Genomic DNA, 17,601 nt, shown 5'->3' with positions numbered 1-17,601 from the left:
TTGTTATATTTGGAACCTTATGAAAGAATCTTTCAGATCGATCATTCTGCAAAAAACAGGGGCTTTGACCTGCTTCGAAAAAGAGGTGATCCAGGAATTGTGGAGTGGGTACGGAAAAATCATTCGGGTGGGTTTGGAGAATGCTGCGGTAGCCAGTGTGGTGGTAAAACACGTACAGATTCCTGATGACAAAAAGCACCCTCGCGGATGGAACACCGATATAGGTCATCAACGCAAATTAAAGTCGTACCAGGTAGAAACTACATGGTATGATACCTACAGTAAGTTCAGTGCTGCCCGGTTGCCACATTGTCTTGCCATTGAGACGAAAGATGATGAGGTGCTGATGGTTTTGGAAGATCTGGATGAAGCGGGCTACCCTATACGCAAGGTTGATGTTTCATGGGACGAAATAGCATGGTGTTTAGAGTGGTTGGCAAAATTTCACGCGAGTTACCTGGGTAAAGATCCTGAAGGCCTATGGGAGGTTGGTACGTATTGGCATTTGGAAACCAGGCCTCAGGAATTAGCGGTATTGAATGATCCAAAGCTGAAAGAGGCAGCGCCAATCATTGATGAAAAACTAAATGGGTGTAAATACAAGACCTTTGTTCATGGTGATGCGAAACTCGCAAACTTCTGTTTTGGAATAGACGGAGAGGTTAGCGGGGTGGATTTTCAGTATGTCGGTGGCGGATGCGGGATGAAAGATGTCGCTTATTTTATAGGAAGCTGCCTGAATGAAAGAGATTGTGAACGGTTGGAAGCTCAGATCCTGGATACCTATTTCGGGTATCTGCAAAGAGCATTGCCGGAAAGGAATGAAGCTCTGGAAGACGAATGGCGGTCATTGTATCGGGTAGCCTGGGCAGATTTTCATCGCTTTCTGAAAGGGTGGAGTCCCGATCACTGGAAGATCAATAGTTACAGTGAACGTATCACTGCAGAAGTGATCGATAATTTATAGCAATGAACTTGTCAAAACTTACCGATATAGCGATCGAGGCCGCCATGGCTGCAGGAAGCATCATTCAGCAGCACATGAATGATGATCTTAAAGCAGTGGAAAAGGACGGGGGTGAAAGCTACGCCTCCCAGGTCGTAACTGCAGCCGATCTGGCCTCTGAAAAAGAAATTCTTTCGCAGCTGCTCCCTAGCTGTGAAGCATTCGGTTTAGGGCTTTTATCAGAGGAGATCGAAGATGACGGGAGCCGGTTCGAAGCTGATTATTTTTGGTGTATTGACCCTTTGGACGGAACACTACCTTTTATCAATAAACAACCCGGTTTCTCTGTATCGATAGCTTTGGTCGCAAAAGATGGAACCCCGCATATAGGAGTTGTTTTTGATCCCACCACAAATACATTGTATCACGCTGTAAAAGGAAAAGGTGTTTTTAAGAATTGTGAGCCCTGGAAAATACAACATACAAACAACTATCTGACCTACGTGACCGATCGGGAATTAAAGGACACACCCAGAGCCTCCGAAATAGAAAGCCTGCTGTCTGAGTATGTGGAAAAATTGAATTTGAAGGGGATAAAAGAGCTTGCCGGAGGAGGTGCCGTGATGAATGCTATCCTTGTACTGGAAAATGGTCCGGCATGCATGCTAAAGTATCCCAAAAAAGAAAGTGGCGGAGGTAGCATATGGGACTTTGCCGCTACGGCGTGTATGTTCCGGGAATTGGGATTACAGGCCACGAATTTTGCGGGAGGAAGGTTGGATTTGAACAGAAAGGATGGCACGTTCATGAATCAGGAAGGCATCTTTTATGCGAATTTGAGGTAAGCTCAATTGAAAAAAAGAAATCTATCCCATCCTTTTTAAGGAGGGGTACTCCTCAGGCGTGCAGTGGTTCTGTAAGATGAAGTGTCGGAAGCCTCTTAGGACTATTTCTTTTTTTTACGATTGTTAAATTTTTTATCACCTCTGGTTTTGGGCTTTTTATATTTCTGCTTGATGGTCCTGCGATAGGAACCGCCTTGGTTGGTCTTCTGATTCTTTTCCTTTTTTTTATGGAATGCCGGTCCGGGGGCATCGCTATCAGAATAGGTCAACGGATTGTGGGCTTCCTTTTTATATGGCCGTTCATCGGGGCTGAGCTGCGTTGCGATCGTTATGTCTTCCGGCATCGCAATTTCCGGGATTTTGAAATCCATAAGAGTTTCAATCGCTTCTTTCAGGGGCTGTTCCTTTTCAGTGAACAGTAAAATGGAGGTTCCCTTTTCTTTGGCTCTCCCGGTACGGCCTATACGATGAATGTAGTTTTCCGGATAATGGGGTGTGTCAAAATTGATCACATGTGAGATCTTATCGAGATCGAGCCCGCGGGAACTCACATCAGTGGTGACCAATATGCGCTGCTGTCCTTTTTCAAATTGATCTAAAGACCGCAAGCGGTAATTCTGGGTTTTATTCGAGTGAATAACGCCAAGCGATTCTCCAAAGGGATCTTTCAGGGTTTCAGACAGCAGGTCGGCACTTTTTTTATTGGATACAAACACCAGGACCTTTCGAAACTCTTCCTCATCCCGGAGCAGCTCACGCAGAAGATTTACTTTGGTGTAAAAGTTGGGAACTGCATAGGCTTTTTGGGTAGTGTTTTCCAGAGGGGTTCCGCTTAATGCTACGGAAACCTTGGTCACATTGGTAAAGAAATTCAAGATAAAGGCTTCAATATCTTCGGTCATAGTGGCAGAAAACATAATGTTTTGTCTGCGCTCGGGAAGCAGGTCAAAAATATTAGTGAGCTGAAACCGGAAACCCAGGTCCAGCATAATATCTACTTCATCAAGTATGAATTTATTTATAGCACGTAATTGTACAGCCCGGGAAATGACCAGGTCGTATAGCCTTCCGGGGGTAGCTACCAGGATATCACAGCCGAAGCTCAGCATATCTTTTTGGCGGTTGATATTCGTGCCTCCATATACCCCAAGAACCCTGAGATTTAAATTCCTGCAAAGGGTCTCAGCAGTATCGGCAACCTGAACGACCAACTCTCTTGTGGGTACCACGATCAATACTCTGGGGTGCGGATCTTTGGAATATTTCAGTTGTTGTAAAACCGGTAACAGGTAGGCCAGGGTCTTCCCGGTACCTGTTTGTGCTATTCCGAGCATGTCAGACCCGGACTTAATAACCGAAAATGATTTTTCCTGAATAGGTGTGGGTTTGGTGATCCCCAGTTGGCTCAGGCCTTGCAGTAATCGTTGGGAGATGTTGAATTCTTGAAAAGATGACATGTATTTGCTTTTTAATGGGAAGAATAAACGAAGTCCTCCGGAATGCAGGGCAAAGATAGTGAGACATTTAAAGCGACAGGCAGCAGGAGGTCTTTTTTGAAAGAGGATGCTCTATATTCACGAGATCTGCGATTACTATTGAATAAAAACAAAGCGCTCTACTTCATCTGAAAACAAAAAAGCCAGGACTTTCATCCTGACTTTGTATTCATCTGTACTCGAGGCGGGAATCGAACCCGCACTCCCGAAAGAACTGGATTTTGAATCCAGCGCGTCTACCAGTTCCGCCACTCGAGCATTTCGGTGTGCAAAACTAAAAAATATTTTGTTTCCCCGCGCAAAAATTACATATAATAATATCCCTATAGTTCCTAGAAATTTCTAAATTTGCACCCTGTTTAAAATCGACACGACAATAAATAACTATTAAACAAGAATTTAAGATGCCTTATTCAGTGCCGGAACCAAAGATATTTGCCTGTACACAATCACAGGAATTAGCTGAGAAAATTGCCAAATCTTTCGGCGCAGAATTGGGGAAGGTGATCTTTTCCCGTTACAGCGACGGAGAGTTCCAGCCGTCTTTTGAGGAGTCGGTACGGGGAACCCGGGTGTTCATCATCGGGTCGACCCACCCAAGTTCTGATAATTTAATGGAAATGTTGTTGATGCTCGACGCAGCGAAAAGAGCTTCTGCCCGGCATATCACCGCGGTTTTACCCTATTTTGGATGGGCAAGACAAGACCGTAAAGATAAGCCCCGGGTTCCGATAGGTGCAAAGATGATCGCCAAGCTTTTAGAAGCGGCAGGTGCCACCCGTATCATCACCATGGATCTTCATGCCGATCAGATACAAGGTTTCTTTGAGAAACCGGTTGACCACCTTTTTGCCTCAACCATCTTTTTGCCATACGTTCAGAGTCTGAAACTCGACAATCTGACCATCGCCTCTCCTGATATGGGTGGTTCCAAGAGAGCCTATGCCTATTCGAAGTTCCTGGAATGCGATGTGGTGATCTGTTACAAGCAACGTAAAAAAGCCAATGTGATCGATCATATGGAGCTGATCGGAGATGTGGAAGGAAAGAACGTGGTACTTGTTGACGATATGGTCGATACGGCAGGAACGCTGACCAAAGCGGCAGACCTGATGATCGAGAGAGGAGCCCAGAGCGTGAGGGCTATTACAACCCATGCCCTGCTTTCAGGAAACGCTTACGAACGAATCGAGGATTCAAAGCTTACAGAACTGATCGTAAGCGATTCGATCCCGCTTCGTAAGGAAAGTCCGAAGATCAAGGTGCTGAGCTGTGCAGAGTTGTTTGCAGATGTAATGCATCGCGTACATCACAACACCTCGATCAGTTCAAAATTTTTAATGTAAACTATTTTAATTTTTATATAATGAAGTCTATCACAATTGAAGGATCTAAAAGAGAAAGCGTAGGCAAGGCAGCGACCAAAGCCTTACGTAATGCTGGAAAGGTTCCTTGCGTGCTTTACGGAGGGGATAAACCGATTCACTTTTCAGCTGATGAAATCGCATTTAAAGATTTGGTTTATACTCCAAATGCACACACTGTGAAAATTTCATTGGGTGGTGAGAGTCATGATGCGATCATGCAGGATATCCAGTTCCATCCTGTATCAGACAGTATCTTGCATATCGATTTCTACCAGTTATTTGAAGATAAAGAGGTAAGTATCGAGGTGCCTGTTCGTAAGGTAGGAAACTCTCCGGGTGTTATCGCCGGTGGGGTACTGCGTATGACTAAGCGTAAGCTTAAAGTGAAAGCTGTACCTTCTAAACTTCCTGATTTTATCGATGCTGACGTTTCTAAGCTAGAGATCGGAAACAAGCTTTATGTTACTGAAGTTGGAAGCGATGATTACAAAATCATGCACCCAGACAATACAGTTGTTTGTCAGGTGAGAGTATCTCGTGCGGCTATGAAAGCAGCTCAGGATGCAGCCAAAGAAGCAAAAGCAGCCGGAAAAGCAGCTCCTGCAGAAGAAGCAGCCGAGTAAGCCCATTTTCGGAAATATATCAGAGCACCTTCCCCGTGAAGGTGCTTTTTTTATTTTTGTGAAAACAGCATCTCTATGATCGACTGGTTTCGCAGGATCTTCAATACAGAAAACGAGAAGTTACCATCAAATTCAGACCCCATGAAGAAGTATTTAGTCGCCGGACTGGGTAATATAGGTTCGGAATATGCAGAAACCCGGCATAATATCGGGTTCAAGGTTCTTGATCACCTGGCTGAAAAGCAGGACCTGACTTTTGAAACCGCACGACTGGGAGATGTAACCACTTATAAGTTCAAGGGCCGTTCCTTCTTGTTATTAAAGCCCAACACCTATATGAATCTCAGTGGGAAAGCTGTTAGTTATTGGCTGGAGAAGGAAAACATTCCACTTCAGAACCTGCTGGTAATAACCGATGATATCAATCTTCCATTCGGAACCATAAGGTTAAAGGCCAAAGGAAGCGATGGCGGACATAACGGTCTGAAAGATATACAGGCACGTTTGCAAACAACCCAGTATCACCGTTTTCGATTCGGGATAGGTGCTGAATTTTCGAAGGGGAAGCAGGTTGATTATGTGTTGGGAGAATGGACCGAAGCCGAAAGGGAAAAACTTACCGAAAGACTGGAGCGATCTGCAGAGCTCATTCGTTCATTCGGAACCGCAGGCCCGGCCATTACCATGAATACCTTTAACAATACCTGATTACCTTACGATAAACTCAGACACCTCAGACACCGATTCGTTGCCGGCCTCATCGATGCTGACGATACGCCAGTAATATAGCTGATCGGGCTGCAAGCCGGAAACCGCAAAACTTGTTCTGTTTTGAGATTCGCCCACCTGGGTTAGTGGCGGATCTGTCGTATCGAGTATAATTCTGAATCTGTCAAGATCTCCGTCGACATCATTGCTGCTCCATTGCAGATTCAGGTCACCTCCGTTGATGAATACTGTGGCTCCCGAAGCCGGAAAGATCAATTCTGCAGGAAAAGGGGCATAGTTGACCACTCCTTCTCCGGCGTTATAAAACCGAAATGTCTGGCTCACCGCTGTCTCATTAGGTAGTTCCCTTGATAACGATTCCACTTGCCATGAATAGGGAACGCCTCTTTCAAGGGTAACGTCAAAGCTGGTGGCACTGGTGGCAAAGCTTTCTGAGATATTGGTGTTGAGGTTTCTAACGATCAGGTTGTAGGAGGTTGCTCCGGCAGCTTGTTGCCAGCTGAAGGTTATGGTGCTTTGACCAGGGTCAGAACTAGAGACTACTCCTTCAAGACATTCGGTGTTATCTTCAGGAAATACCAGGCTTGCAGCTTGTGGTGGCTGGGGGTCATCACCTCCGCATGAGATTAGAAACAGTGCCGTGAAGGCAAGGCTTATATGTAATAAAAGTCGGTTCATTTTTTCACGATTTTAAAGGTCTTCTCTGATTCGATTCCGTTCAGGGAACCAATGTACATCCCCGAAGGAATACTGCTTAAATCGATCTTCCAGGTATTGCTGGTGGTGATCACGGGTTTGCCGGTAAGAACCAGTCTTCCGTTTAGGTCATAAACAGAGAAACCGGTAGCATTGCTGAGTTCTTTCCCGCTTAATGTGATCAGATCGGTTGCCGGATTAGGGAAAACACTGAGTTGTGTTCCGATTATAAAGGTTTTTTCAATCACACCCTGGCATGATTTGTCTGTCGATACCTTCAGGCTGTTCAATCCTTCTTTTAAAGATAGGGTAAGCTCCGAATCACGGGTTTGCGTGGTCAGACCGTTAAGCCTGATGGTGTAGAGCTCCCCGCCCTGAAGGTTCAGTTCAATTGTTTTTTCGGACTCATCGATCTTTTGAGAAACACTGAGTGCTTCAGGCTGGTCGATGATCACCTCATAACACTGTGCATAATCCGGCTGCTCCTGAAGGGTGATGCAAAGACTGTAGCTTCCGGGGGAAAGGTTGTCAAAAGTTGTCCCAGAGGTAAAGCCACTGATCTGTTCGCCGCCTGCCCCCGTCAGGGTAGCGGTGTAGTTAAAGGTTTGATCGGCTTCTATAATAACAGAACCGTCATTATTGTTTCTGCAACTCACCCCGATGGTTTGAATACTGAAATTATCGTTAGCCAGGCTGAAAACCGGGCAGCCCGTTACATCAACTTTGGTATTCGGAGGGGTGTCGGGACAAAGATCGTCATCATCAAAAACCCCGTCATTATCTGAATCAGGAGCAAAGCTTCCGTTCACGCAGATATCAAGCGCAAAAGAATTTAGCGATCCGCCATCTTCTGCTGCGACATCTTCAACCGTGAGGGTCCATAAGCCGTTAACAGGTTCTCCCTTGAAGGTTTCCAGTGCCTGTTGAGGCATGACCACCCCTTGTATTGCAGGATCAGAAACACAGGTCAGAATTTCACCTTCGTCTGAAAAGGTCACTGAAATGTCATCGCTCTCTCCACATTGATTGCTCAACAGTACTATGGTATTTCCCGAAGGAGAGGTCAAACGAATGATCAGGTCTTCCACATAGGTATGTGTGATATCTACCGACACGCTTATACTGTTGATGGTAGCCTGCTCTGCAATGGAAATGCTCGAGCTGACCGTGGTCGGATCGTTGCCGATGGTTTTTGTCTCATTATTATCAAAAACACGGCAGTCGATAGGAATGGTGGTATAGCTTGAGGCCGCACCAAACGAACCTTCCCCGCAACGATTTACAGGTTTTACCCTCCAGAAGTACTCCGTACTTCCCAATAGATTTTGAGGGGTGTAGTTCGTGGTGGTTGTAGTCGCCGTTTCCACGATACTGCTGAAATCGGCCGCGTTTGATATCTCTACAGTATAGGTCTCAGCATTGAAAAGTGTTTCCCACTCCAAAGGGGTGTCGACAAGTACATCAACACTGTTTTCTGCAGGACTCACCGGTGTTACAGCAGCGAACTGATCATCGAACACGGTAAGCCGGAAAGGGTACGAGATCGATTCTGTTCCATCGGTGGCTGTTATCTGAAAGGTATAATTGCCTTTGTTCAGATTGGCTGTTCCGGAGACATTGATAGTAACAGGCGTTTCATCTGTGGTAAGCCCGTTCTGATCGAAAGTGACCGATAGTCCGGCCGGTACCTGAGAAGCCTGAAGGTCAACGCTGCCCGAAAAGCTTTGGGAAGTGTTGAAGATAGCCGGTATTTGCAGGTCATCCGGTTTACATACCTGATATTCCAGGCCTTCGAGTTCAAGGAAAAAGTCTGCCGGTTGCAGGCTTAGGGTTCCACGATTCACGGCAAAAAATACGTTATCAACCGCTTTCACCACTATGCGGGCATTGTCTGAAGTAAGGTCACCGGGAATCACTACCGACTCTTCTCCGTCGTTCGCAGTTCCCGTCTGCAGGGGTATCAGATTTTGCAGGTCTCCCCCGATACTCATGAATATATCAACCCGGGAAACATTGATCGGAGCCATGTCGGTACCCGCTACATTCCAGGTAACAGTAATGATCGAACTTCCTCCGATCGTTTCATCTTCGGCCTGGGAGGTGACAGTAAAGGGTTCTCCTGTATTGACCACCTCAATGCGTACATCATCCCGTGCCGACTGTCCTCCGTCCAGGCTGTTATCCCTGACCAGAACCGAGAAGTCCAGATTTCTGGCGACTGTTGGGATGACTTCCCAGGTAGGACTGAGGTTGTTGTTAAGTATGGCCGAGGCACGCGGGAAGAAACGGGTCGGAGAGGGGCTGGGTATCACCGACCTGAAATTCGGTCCTCCCGAGGCATTTTGCCTTGGTGGTTGTTGCGATATCTCGTTGTCCTGTTGCTCCCAGCAGTAGGTGAGGTTGTCACCATCTGCATCGGTGGCTTCTGCCGTCAGAACAAAGGCTGTTCCGGCGGGTATGCTTTTATTCGGTTCATCGGTTACTATGGGAGCGGTATTGCCATTGGCTGTGATAGCAGCACAGCCACTGCTGTTGCCATTTGTGACATTTTCGTGAATCTGAGCGATGCTGATGGCATGAAAATATCCATCGCTCTGTCCTTCCACATTCGGAGGGCAGATCCCGGCATAGGCCATAATGGTCGAGCCGCTTCCGGGTTCTACGGCTGTTGCAGAGCTACGGTTATTATTACACGAATTGTTAAAAGTGTGTGAGGCTCCGAACTGATGACCGAATTCATGGGCCACAATATCTATGTCGAAAGGATCGCCTTCGGGAGAGCTTAGTCCGCTCACCCCTCTTGCCTTGGCATTGGTACAGGGTGAAGACAACTGTGCTATTCCTCCCGAACCTGTGGCAAAAACATGACCCACATCGTAATTGTTGATACCGATGCGTGAATCGATGATTTGCTGCACCTCTGAAATCATGGCACCCGGACTGCTGTTGGTGAATCCATCGGTGTCGGGATCCAGAAAGATAACCGCTTCGTTATCTTCGACCAGTTCCATAGTGATACCCAGGTCGTTCAAAAAAACAGCATTGACCCTTACCATAGTGGTGACTATAGATTCAAGAACCCCCAGTTTTTTTTCAACCACAGTGGCATTGGTCAACCCCTTATTTTCGATATGATAATTTGAATACTCGGCAGTGGCAGCTACGGCAAGGCGATAGGTGCGTACCGAGCTGTCGTCGAAAGCTCTGAGCACGCCCGGCTCTTTTTCCACTTCGAGCCGGGTTTTTGTTTCTTCATAAAGACAGTTAAATTCTTTCCGCTGAAAAGAGCTTTTGGCTGCAAGCAGGTAAGAATCATTTGACACAGGGTTCAGCAGGGAGATCTGATTATTCTTCATGATCATGGCATGCAACTTCTCACCGTTAAATGAAAGGTGTATTTGCTGCTCCGGATCTTCCAGAGCGAAGCCTTTATAGGTGGTTAATTGCGGAAATTTTCTTTGCAGACCTTCTGAGAGTACTCCTGATGGTTGAAGCCGGAATGACAATATTTCGCCATTCAGTCCGGGAAATGTCATGGTAAGAATCTCTTTGTTAAAAACATTACCGGAGGTCTTACTCAGGTTTTGTTTCAGAGTCTTTTGTGATACGGTAAATCCCATAGGCTCGGAACCGGGGATGGTGGCGGCGTTTAGTGTACTAACGGCCGTTCTTTTCCAGATCTGGTTATCCTGGGAAAAAGCCTGTAAACTACCAAAAAGAGTAAAATAGAGTAGTAAGTAGAAGTATGTCTTTTTCATGCGTTTTTAGTGTTGGCTTAAAATTATAAAAAAAAGCCTGACAGAAAGTTATTGAAATTCGGGAAGCAGCAGATAAATATCCATTTTATAACCATTAAATTCGTTATTTTGTGAACTGAAACCTAAAACGTAAATGCTTTCTAAGTGATCATAAAGCGCAACCTTTTTGAAGCACAGGAAGATCATCATACCGTCGTCACCATTGGAACTTTCGATGGCGTTCATGTCGGTCACCGGAAGATCATAGAACGACTGGTGGCCAACGCCAGGGCTAATGATCTGAAATCGACCATCCTGACATTTTTCCCTCATCCGCGAATGGTGCTGCAGCAGGCTTCTGATCTGAAACTGCTTAATACTTTAGATGAGAAAATTGCCATCCTGGAAAAGACCGGCCTGGATCAGCTGATCATACACCCTTTTTCAAAATCGTTTTCCCGTATGACGGCCGAAAGCTATGTGAAGGAAGTGCTGGTCGATGCCATCAACGCTAAGAAAGTCATTATTGGTTACGACCACCGCTTTGGAAGAAACCGCACGGCAACCATCGATGACCTGATTCGTTACGGAGAGCAGTATGATTTTGAGGTGGAGCAGATCGGGGCCAAGGAGGTCGATGAGGTCTCGGTGAGTTCGACAAAAATTAGAAAGGCACTGCAGGCGGGTCAAATCGAAACCGCCAATAATTATCTCGGGTATGAGTACCTGATCACCGGCACGGTGAGTAAGGGAAAGGGTCTCGGCAGGCAAATCGATTTTCCTACAGCCAATATCGAAGTGGCTGAATCTTACAAGCTCATTCCTCTCAACGGAGTATACGTGGTGAAAAGTGAGGTTGGCAACCGGGAGCTGTACGGGATGATGAATATAGGATACAACCCTACCGTCAACGGGGAGCAACGAAGTATCGAGGTGAACTTTTTCGATTTTGATGAAGACCTTTATGGCAGGAAGCTTACCATCAGGTTCCTGCACCGGCTTCGCGATGAACAGCGATTCGATTCTGTCGATGATCTGCAGGAGCAGCTTAAGAAAGACCGGGAACAATCCCTGGCCTATATAGCGGGTAAAAAATGATCGACAAACTCCTATACAAAAGGGTAGACAATGCGCCTTTGATCGTTTTCAGGATCATATTCGGCCTGCTGCTTTTTTTGGAGACTTTCGGCGCCATACTGACCGGATGGGTTCGCCGTACCCTTGTTGAACCGGAATTCACTTTTAACTTTATCGGGTTTGATTTTTTACAGCCGCTGCCGGGTATGGGAATGTATTTTTATTTTGGATTCATGGCCGTACTCGGAATCATGGTGATGTTAGGTTACCGATACAGGCTCAGCCTGGGTCTTTTTACGGTTATGTGGACCTGTGTGTACCTGATGCAGAAGTCTTCGTACAACAATCATTATTACCTGCTGATACTGGTTTGTCTGTTTATGCTGGTTGTCCCTGCAGATCGTTACAAGTCAATAGACGTGAGGCGTAACCCGGAGAGAAAATCCCTGGATATGCCCAACTGGGTACGGGTAGTGATCATACTTCAGCTTTTTATTGTTTACACCTACGCGTCGGTAGCCAAGCTTTATCCCGATTGGCTGGACCTGACCGTACCTGCGAGACTAATGGCTACCAAAGCAAATTATCCTGTCATCGGGGACCTGCTCCAGGAACCATGGGTTCATGCATCAATCGCATGGTTCGGGATTCTTTTTGATTTACTGATCATTCCTCTGCTGCTATGGAAGCGCACCAGAAACTTCGCCCTCTTGCTTTCGGTCTTCTTTCATCTGTTCAACTCGATTGTTCTGCAGATCGGGATCTTCCCTTATCTGTCACTGGCTTTTATCCTGTTTTTTTATGATCCGGAGACGATCAGGAAACGGTTTTTAAAACATAAACCGGCTTTTGAGAATAATCCTGTGCAGGTGCCAAATTATAAAAATACCTTGTTGCTGGTGGGCGGCATCTATTTTACGGTACAGATACTGCTGCCTCTCAGGCATCACGTGATACCCGATGATGTGTTGTGGACCGAAGAGGGCCATCGCATGAGCTGGAGGATGATGCTTCGAACCAAGCATGGTTATATCACGTTTGAGGCGGTAGATAAGGCGACAGGAGAAAGAATACACATCGATCACGAGGCGATACTCTCCCCTAAGCAGCGCCGTATCATTACGACCAAACCTGATGTCATCTGGCAGTTTGCCAGGCGTATCAAAAAAGATATGGCGGCCCAGGGAAAAGATGTCTCGGTCTATGTGACCCGGAGTAAGGTGAGTGTGAACGGAAGACCCCTTGAGCGCTTCATCAGACCTGATGTGGATATTGCTGCAGAGCCATGGCACACCTTCAGGCACGAAACCTGGATATACCCTTCTAAAAAAGGAAACGAATAGGTTTCCATATCGTTGGTAATCGATTAAATTTGTGCCGGACTTTTATAGTTTTTTCAAGAATAAATTCGAATACATATGCTTCAGGTACCCTATATAAGAGATAATAAGGAAGAGGTCATCAACAGGTTGAAAAAGCGAAATCTGGATGCTGCACCGATGATCGAAGAGGTGATTGCCCTCGATGAAGAACGTCGTTCCCTGCAGACCGAGCTGGACAATACCTTAGCTGAATCGAACCGGCTTTCAAAAGAGATCGGGATGCTTTTCAAATCAGGAAATGCTGAGGAGGCAAATAAAATGAAGGCTGCTACCGCCGACCTGAAGCAACGCTCCAAGGATCTGAATGAACAACTGGGCATCAAGGCTGAAGCCCTGACCCAATTGCTTTACAAGATACCAAATCTGCCCCATGAGAGTGTTCCGGAGGGGAATACCGATGCTGATAACGAAGAGATATACGCAGAAGGAGAGATCCCGAAACTGCATGACGGGGCACTTCCGCACTGGGAACTGGCAAAAAAATATGACATTATCGATTTTGACCTGGGAGCCAAGATCACCGGTGCCGGGTTTCCGGTCTACAAAGGGAAGGGAGCCAGGCTGCAACGGGCGCTGATCTCGTATTTTTTGGATAAGAATGTCGAAGCCGGCTACCAGGAAGTTCAGGTGCCTCACCTGGTCAATGAAGCCAGCGGGATAGGTACAGGGTCTCTGCCTGATAAGGAAGGACAAATGTATCATATCGGGGTAGATGACCTCTATCTTATTCCTACTGCAGAAGTACCGGTTACCAACTTCTACCGCGATGAGATCCTGAAGGAAGAAGATTTTCCGCTTTGCACCACAGCGTACACCCCTTGTTTCAGAAGAGAGGCAGGTAGTTACGGGGCTCATGTGCGCGGCCTGAACCGTCTCCACCAGTTTGATAAAGTGGAGATCGTTCGCATCGAACACCCGGAAAGGAGTTACGAAGCCCATGCAGAGATGATCGAGCATGTAAAAGGGATACTCAAAGACCTGAAGTTGCCTTATCGAATTCTGAGACTTTGTGGAGGTGATCTTACATTCGCCTCGGCCCTGACCTACGATTTCGAACTTTGGTCAACGGCTCAGGAGCGATGGCTGGAGATCAGCTCCGTGTCGAATTTCGAGACTTTTCAGTCGAACCGCATGAAGCTCCGTTTTAAGGATAAGGAAGGAAAAACAACCCTTGCTCATACCCTGAACGGAAGTGCCCTGGCCCTGCCAAGAGTGCTTGCGGGTATACTGGAAAATTACCAGACACCTGAAGGAATACGAGTGCCGGAAGTGCTGGTGCCGTATACCGGTTTCGAAATGATCGACTGACCCTGGCCTGAAACCGCATTGATGTAAAGGCATGAAAGCTTTAGAGAATTTTGATAATCTCAACAATGTCTCTCAGTTATTTGTGACGCATGAATCAGGAAGAAGTAAATACAGTCAGTACCGATTTGATATGGAATGAGTTTTTGGCAGGTCATCCGGATAATCCGATCCGGGAAAAGCCTGAGTCATTCTACTTCTGTGACAATAAAACGGATGCAGATGAATGTGCCGATTTAGTGGTCAAAGGTATAAAACAGGCGACAGCGACCTCCCTTTGGTGGTATGAAAAACACAACGAATCTCTTCCTGAGGTGGGAGATCAGTACATAGTCACCGACTGGCAGGGAAATCCCAGAGCGATCATAGAAACCACAAAAGTGGAGCTCACTCCTTACAGGGAGATCACTGCTGAGTTTGCAGAAATCGAAGGAGAAGGGGATAAATCGCTGGAATATTGGCGAAAAGTACATGAGGCCTATTATACCAGGGAAATGGAGCCTTACGGAGACAAATTCACCGAAGACATGGTTATTGTCTGTGAACATTTCAAAACCATCTATACAAAATAAAGGGAAGGTGCAGCCTGATTGTGGTCGCCGGTTATTGCTTTATTAGCCCGACTGTGATTATCGTTAACCGTAACTGGCAGGAATTGAAATTAGTCGTCTTAAAATGGATGAGTAATTTTGGTTTACCGATTGTGAAATTCAAGGCATTAAATACGTATTTTTAAGAGTTGTTCTAAAAAATACAAAAATGAAATTAGGAGCCTTTTCAGTAAGCCTTGCGGTTAAAGATCTGGATGCGTCCAGGAAGTTTTACGAAGATCTGGGATTCAGTGTTTTTGCGGGAGACAGTACTTCTCATTACCTGATCATGAAGAACGAACAGACGCTCATCGGCCTTTTTGAAGGCATGTTCCAGGAGAATATACTGACCTTCAATCCGGGTTGGAACCAGGAGGCGGAAGAGCTTTCGGAATATACAGATGTCAGAGAGATTCAGAATAACATCAAGTCCAGGGGGATTGCGCTGGAGCGGGAAACCGATACTTCAGGATCCGGTCCCGGAAGCATCGTTCTGAAAGATCCTGATGGGAATGTGATCCTGATCGACCAGCATGTCTGAAAAGGGTGTTCATCCATTTAGCATACGCCCATGCCAGTTTCTTTGCAGCTGAACTGATATCTCACATCTTCTTAACAGTAACCTAGCTGCTTTTCCGTTATATTTGAGTATGAGCAGTACTTTTTCACGCCTTATCGTTTTAAGCTTTTTCGTTTTTTTCATTCAGCTGGCCACAGCCCAGGATGAAGCTATTGCTTTTCAGTACCTGAATAATGGAAAATACGAACAGGCTGCTGCCTATTATGAAAAGTTATACCAGCAAAAGCCATATAATATCAACTACCTGCAGTCGCTGGTCAAATGTTATCAACAGCTTGAGGAATATGATAAGGCAGAAGCATTGTTGCTTGAGAAGACCCGTGCCGATAAGGTTTTGCCCATGATCTATATAGAACTCGGGTACAATTACATGCTGCAACAACAGGATCAGGAGGCAGAAAAATATTATGAAAAAGCGCTGGAGGTGATTGAAGAGAATCCCAATTACGCCTATTCGATCGGTAACAGCTTCAGAAGTAAAACCTTACTCGACTACGCTATCAAGGCTTTCAGGAAAGGGATGGAGCTCGATGAGAACATGAACTTCAATTATGACCTTGCCTATATCTACGGAGAGCAGGGTGATATCGAAAAGATGTATGCCACCTATCTCGATCTGATCGTGGAAAGGCAGAACCTGAAAGAAAACATCAAGCGCAATATCGGAAGGTTTCTTTTTGATGAGACCGATGATACCAACAATAAAATGCTTAAACGCATGCTGTTACTAAGGGCTCAGAAAGACCCGAATATACTTTGGAACGAACTGCTCAGCTGGTTGTTCGTTCAGGAGGGGCAGTACAGCAGTGCGTTTACCCAGGAAAAGGCCATCTATAACCGCTCTGAGCAGCCCAGCCTCAAAGAGCTGATCGATCTGGGACTGATCGCCTATGATGCCGGGGAATACAGTGCCGCAGATGAGATCTTCACCTTTGTGGCCGAAAAGACCAGTGTTCCTGACACCTATCTGCAGGCACGTTTGTTTAACTTAAAGATCGCCATTAACCGGGAGGAGGATGTTGAAAAGATTCAACGGGATTTTCGTGAGCTTTTCCAGGAATTCCGGGACCCGTCGCAAACGGCCGATCTGAGAATTCTGCATGCGAATTACCTGGCCTTTGAAATGGGAGAAAGCGACCAGGCTATTTCAGATCTGCGAGAATTGCTGAATGCAGGTCTGGACCGGTACCAGGAGGCATCTGTAAAAATGGCCCTTGGTGATATTCTGGTCTACCAGGAAAAGTTCAATCAGGCCCTGATTTATTTTTCACAGGTGCAAAAGAATCTTAAAAATGATGTGATAGCCCAGGAGGCACGCTTTAAGGTCGCCCAAACGAGTTTCTACAAGGGCGATTTCGAATGGGCCGAAACCCAGCTGAAAGTACTTAAGTCGTCTACCTCTCAATTGATCGCCAACGATGCCTTACAACTGAAATTGCTTATCTCAGATAATTCACTTGATGACTCGCTGCAAACAGCCCTGAAGCTCTATTCAAAGGCTGATCTTATGGCTTATCAGAACAAGAATGAAGAAGCGATCGACCTGCTGGAACAAATATTACAGGAACACAAAGACGAGAGTATCGAAGATGAGGCGCTCTTCAGGCAGGCCCTGCTTTTAGAGGGGCAGGAAGCGTATGAAAAGGCAGCTACCAATTACAAGAAAATCATAGAGTTCTTTCCTGAAGGAATACTTACAGATGACGCGCTTTTCCAGCTTGCAGAGCTTTACCTCGGTCCGCTTGAGGACGAGGAGAAAGCCGCCCCGCTTCTTGAACGCCTGATCTTTGAGCACGAAGACAGCATCTATTTTGTTAAGGCTCGTAAGCGTTTTCGCCAGTTGAGGGGAGACGTAATTAATTAGTATTTTTGCAGGGTGTAAGTAAAAGCAAGGATTATGTTAATATACAATGTAACGATCAATATCGATGAAGAGGTGCACCATGACTGGCTGCAATGGATGAAAGAAACACATATACCCGATATGATCGCTACGGGAAAATTCACCAATGCACGCATGGTAAAAGTATTGGTCGAAGAAGAAATGGGTGGGATTACTTACTCAGTACAATATTTTACACAAGACCGTGCCACCCTCGAAAGATATTATAAAGAAGACTCAGAAAGGCTGAGGGCAGATGCCCAACGCCGTTATGCCGACAAATTCGTTGCTTTTCGCACCGAGCTTGAGATCGTTAGTGAGCATTAACCGGTTTCAGGCGATACAC

The 17,601-nt window shown here is 46.0% G+C and carries 15 protein-coding genes and 1 tRNA gene; 12 read left to right on the top strand and 4 right to left on the bottom strand.

Going from position 1 to position 17,601, the window contains the following annotated elements; translation table 11 throughout:
* Positions 1 to 19: 19 nt before the first annotated feature.
* Positions 20 to 967, top strand: coding sequence for a protein kinase family protein (locus K7R10_RS07310; RefSeq protein ID WP_224484024.1), 948 nt, complete (start codon positions 20 to 22; stop codon positions 965 to 967).
* A gap of 2 nt (positions 968 to 969) precedes the next feature.
* Positions 970 to 1,791, top strand: a complete 822-nt coding sequence (locus tag K7R10_RS07305) for a 3'(2'),5'-bisphosphate nucleotidase CysQ family protein (RefSeq protein WP_224484023.1) — start codon at positions 970 to 972, stop codon at positions 1,789 to 1,791.
* Positions 1,792 to 1,892: 101 nt separating this feature from the next.
* Here K7R10_RS07305 and K7R10_RS07300 read toward each other — a convergent pair whose 3' ends face one another.
* Positions 1,893 to 3,248, bottom strand: coding sequence for a DEAD/DEAH box helicase (locus tag K7R10_RS07300; RefSeq protein ID WP_224484022.1), 1,356 nt, complete (start codon positions 3,246 to 3,248; stop codon positions 1,893 to 1,895).
* A 215-nt stretch (positions 3,249 to 3,463) separates the two neighbouring features.
* Positions 3,464 to 3,545 (bottom strand) — tRNA-Leu (locus tag K7R10_RS07295).
* A 146-nt stretch (positions 3,546 to 3,691) separates the two neighbouring features.
* On the opposite strand from K7R10_RS07295, the gene K7R10_RS07290 reads away from it, so the two are divergent.
* The 3 genes from K7R10_RS07290 (at position 3,692) to pth (ending at position 5,985) form a co-directional block, all read left to right on the top strand.
* On the top strand, positions 3,692 to 4,633 hold the full coding sequence (locus K7R10_RS07290; protein ID WP_224484021.1) for a ribose-phosphate pyrophosphokinase: 942 nt from the start codon (positions 3,692 to 3,694) through the stop codon (positions 4,631 to 4,633).
* Between the two features lie 20 nt (positions 4,634 to 4,653).
* Positions 4,654 to 5,277: a 50S ribosomal protein L25/general stress protein Ctc gene (locus tag K7R10_RS07285; protein WP_224484020.1), complete on the top strand. Its 624-nt coding sequence runs from the start codon at positions 4,654 to 4,656 to the stop codon at positions 5,275 to 5,277.
* Positions 5,278 to 5,352: 75 nt separating this feature from the next.
* Entirely contained in the window at positions 5,353 to 5,985 is a 633-nt protein-coding gene (gene pth, locus K7R10_RS07280) for an aminoacyl-tRNA hydrolase (protein ID WP_224484019.1), read from the top strand.
* On the opposite strand, the gene K7R10_RS07275 is transcribed toward pth, so the two are convergent.
* Both K7R10_RS07275 and K7R10_RS07265 read right to left on the bottom strand, forming a co-directional pair.
* Complete coding sequence (locus tag K7R10_RS07275; protein WP_224484018.1) at positions 5,986 to 6,684, bottom strand: fibronectin type III domain-containing protein; 699 nt, start codon at positions 6,682 to 6,684, stop codon at positions 5,986 to 5,988.
* Entirely contained in the window at positions 6,681 to 10,460 is a 3,780-nt protein-coding gene (locus K7R10_RS07265; RefSeq protein ID WP_304621896.1) for a reprolysin-like metallopeptidase, read from the bottom strand. The genes K7R10_RS07275 and K7R10_RS07265 overlap by 4 nt, the downstream gene beginning before the upstream one ends.
* Positions 10,461 to 10,604: 144 nt before the next feature.
* On the opposite strand from K7R10_RS07265, the gene K7R10_RS07260 reads away from it, so the two are divergent.
* From K7R10_RS07260 to K7R10_RS07230, 7 genes are all read left to right on the top strand, one after another.
* Complete coding sequence (locus K7R10_RS07260; protein WP_224484017.1) at positions 10,605 to 11,537, top strand: bifunctional riboflavin kinase/FAD synthetase; 933 nt, start codon at positions 10,605 to 10,607, stop codon at positions 11,535 to 11,537.
* Positions 11,534 to 12,859, top strand: a complete 1,326-nt coding sequence (locus K7R10_RS07255; RefSeq protein ID WP_224484016.1) for an HTTM domain-containing protein — start codon at positions 11,534 to 11,536, stop codon at positions 12,857 to 12,859. Before K7R10_RS07260 ends, K7R10_RS07255 begins: the two co-directional genes overlap by 4 nt.
* A gap of 75 nt (positions 12,860 to 12,934) precedes the next feature.
* Positions 12,935 to 14,206: a serine--tRNA ligase gene (serS, locus tag K7R10_RS07250; RefSeq protein ID WP_224484015.1), complete on the top strand. Its 1,272-nt coding sequence runs from the start codon at positions 12,935 to 12,937 to the stop codon at positions 14,204 to 14,206.
* Between the two features lie 89 nt (positions 14,207 to 14,295).
* Complete coding sequence (locus K7R10_RS07245) at positions 14,296 to 14,775, top strand: ASCH domain-containing protein (RefSeq protein ID WP_224484014.1); 480 nt, start codon at positions 14,296 to 14,298, stop codon at positions 14,773 to 14,775.
* 187 nt (positions 14,776 to 14,962) lie between these two features.
* Positions 14,963 to 15,334, top strand: a complete 372-nt coding sequence (locus K7R10_RS07240) for a VOC family protein (RefSeq protein WP_224484013.1) — start codon at positions 14,963 to 14,965, stop codon at positions 15,332 to 15,334.
* Between the two features lie 109 nt (positions 15,335 to 15,443).
* Positions 15,444 to 17,237 carry a tetratricopeptide repeat protein gene (locus tag K7R10_RS07235; protein WP_224484012.1) on the top strand — a complete coding sequence of 598 codons (1,794 nt, stop codon included), beginning with the start codon at positions 15,444 to 15,446 and terminating at the stop codon, positions 17,235 to 17,237.
* 33 nt (positions 17,238 to 17,270) lie between these two features.
* Entirely contained in the window at positions 17,271 to 17,582 is a 312-nt protein-coding gene (locus K7R10_RS07230; protein ID WP_224484011.1) for a DUF4286 family protein, read from the top strand.
* The last annotated feature ends 19 nt before the right edge of the window (positions 17,583 to 17,601 follow it).

Origin of the sequence: Robertkochia aurantiaca (assembly GCF_020166495.1) — a bacterium.
Taxonomy (GTDB): Bacteria; Bacteroidota; Bacteroidia; order Flavobacteriales; family Flavobacteriaceae; genus Robertkochia; species Robertkochia aurantiaca.
The sequence above is the reverse complement of the archived record's forward strand: the minus strand, read 5'-3'. Positions and strand labels throughout refer to the sequence as shown.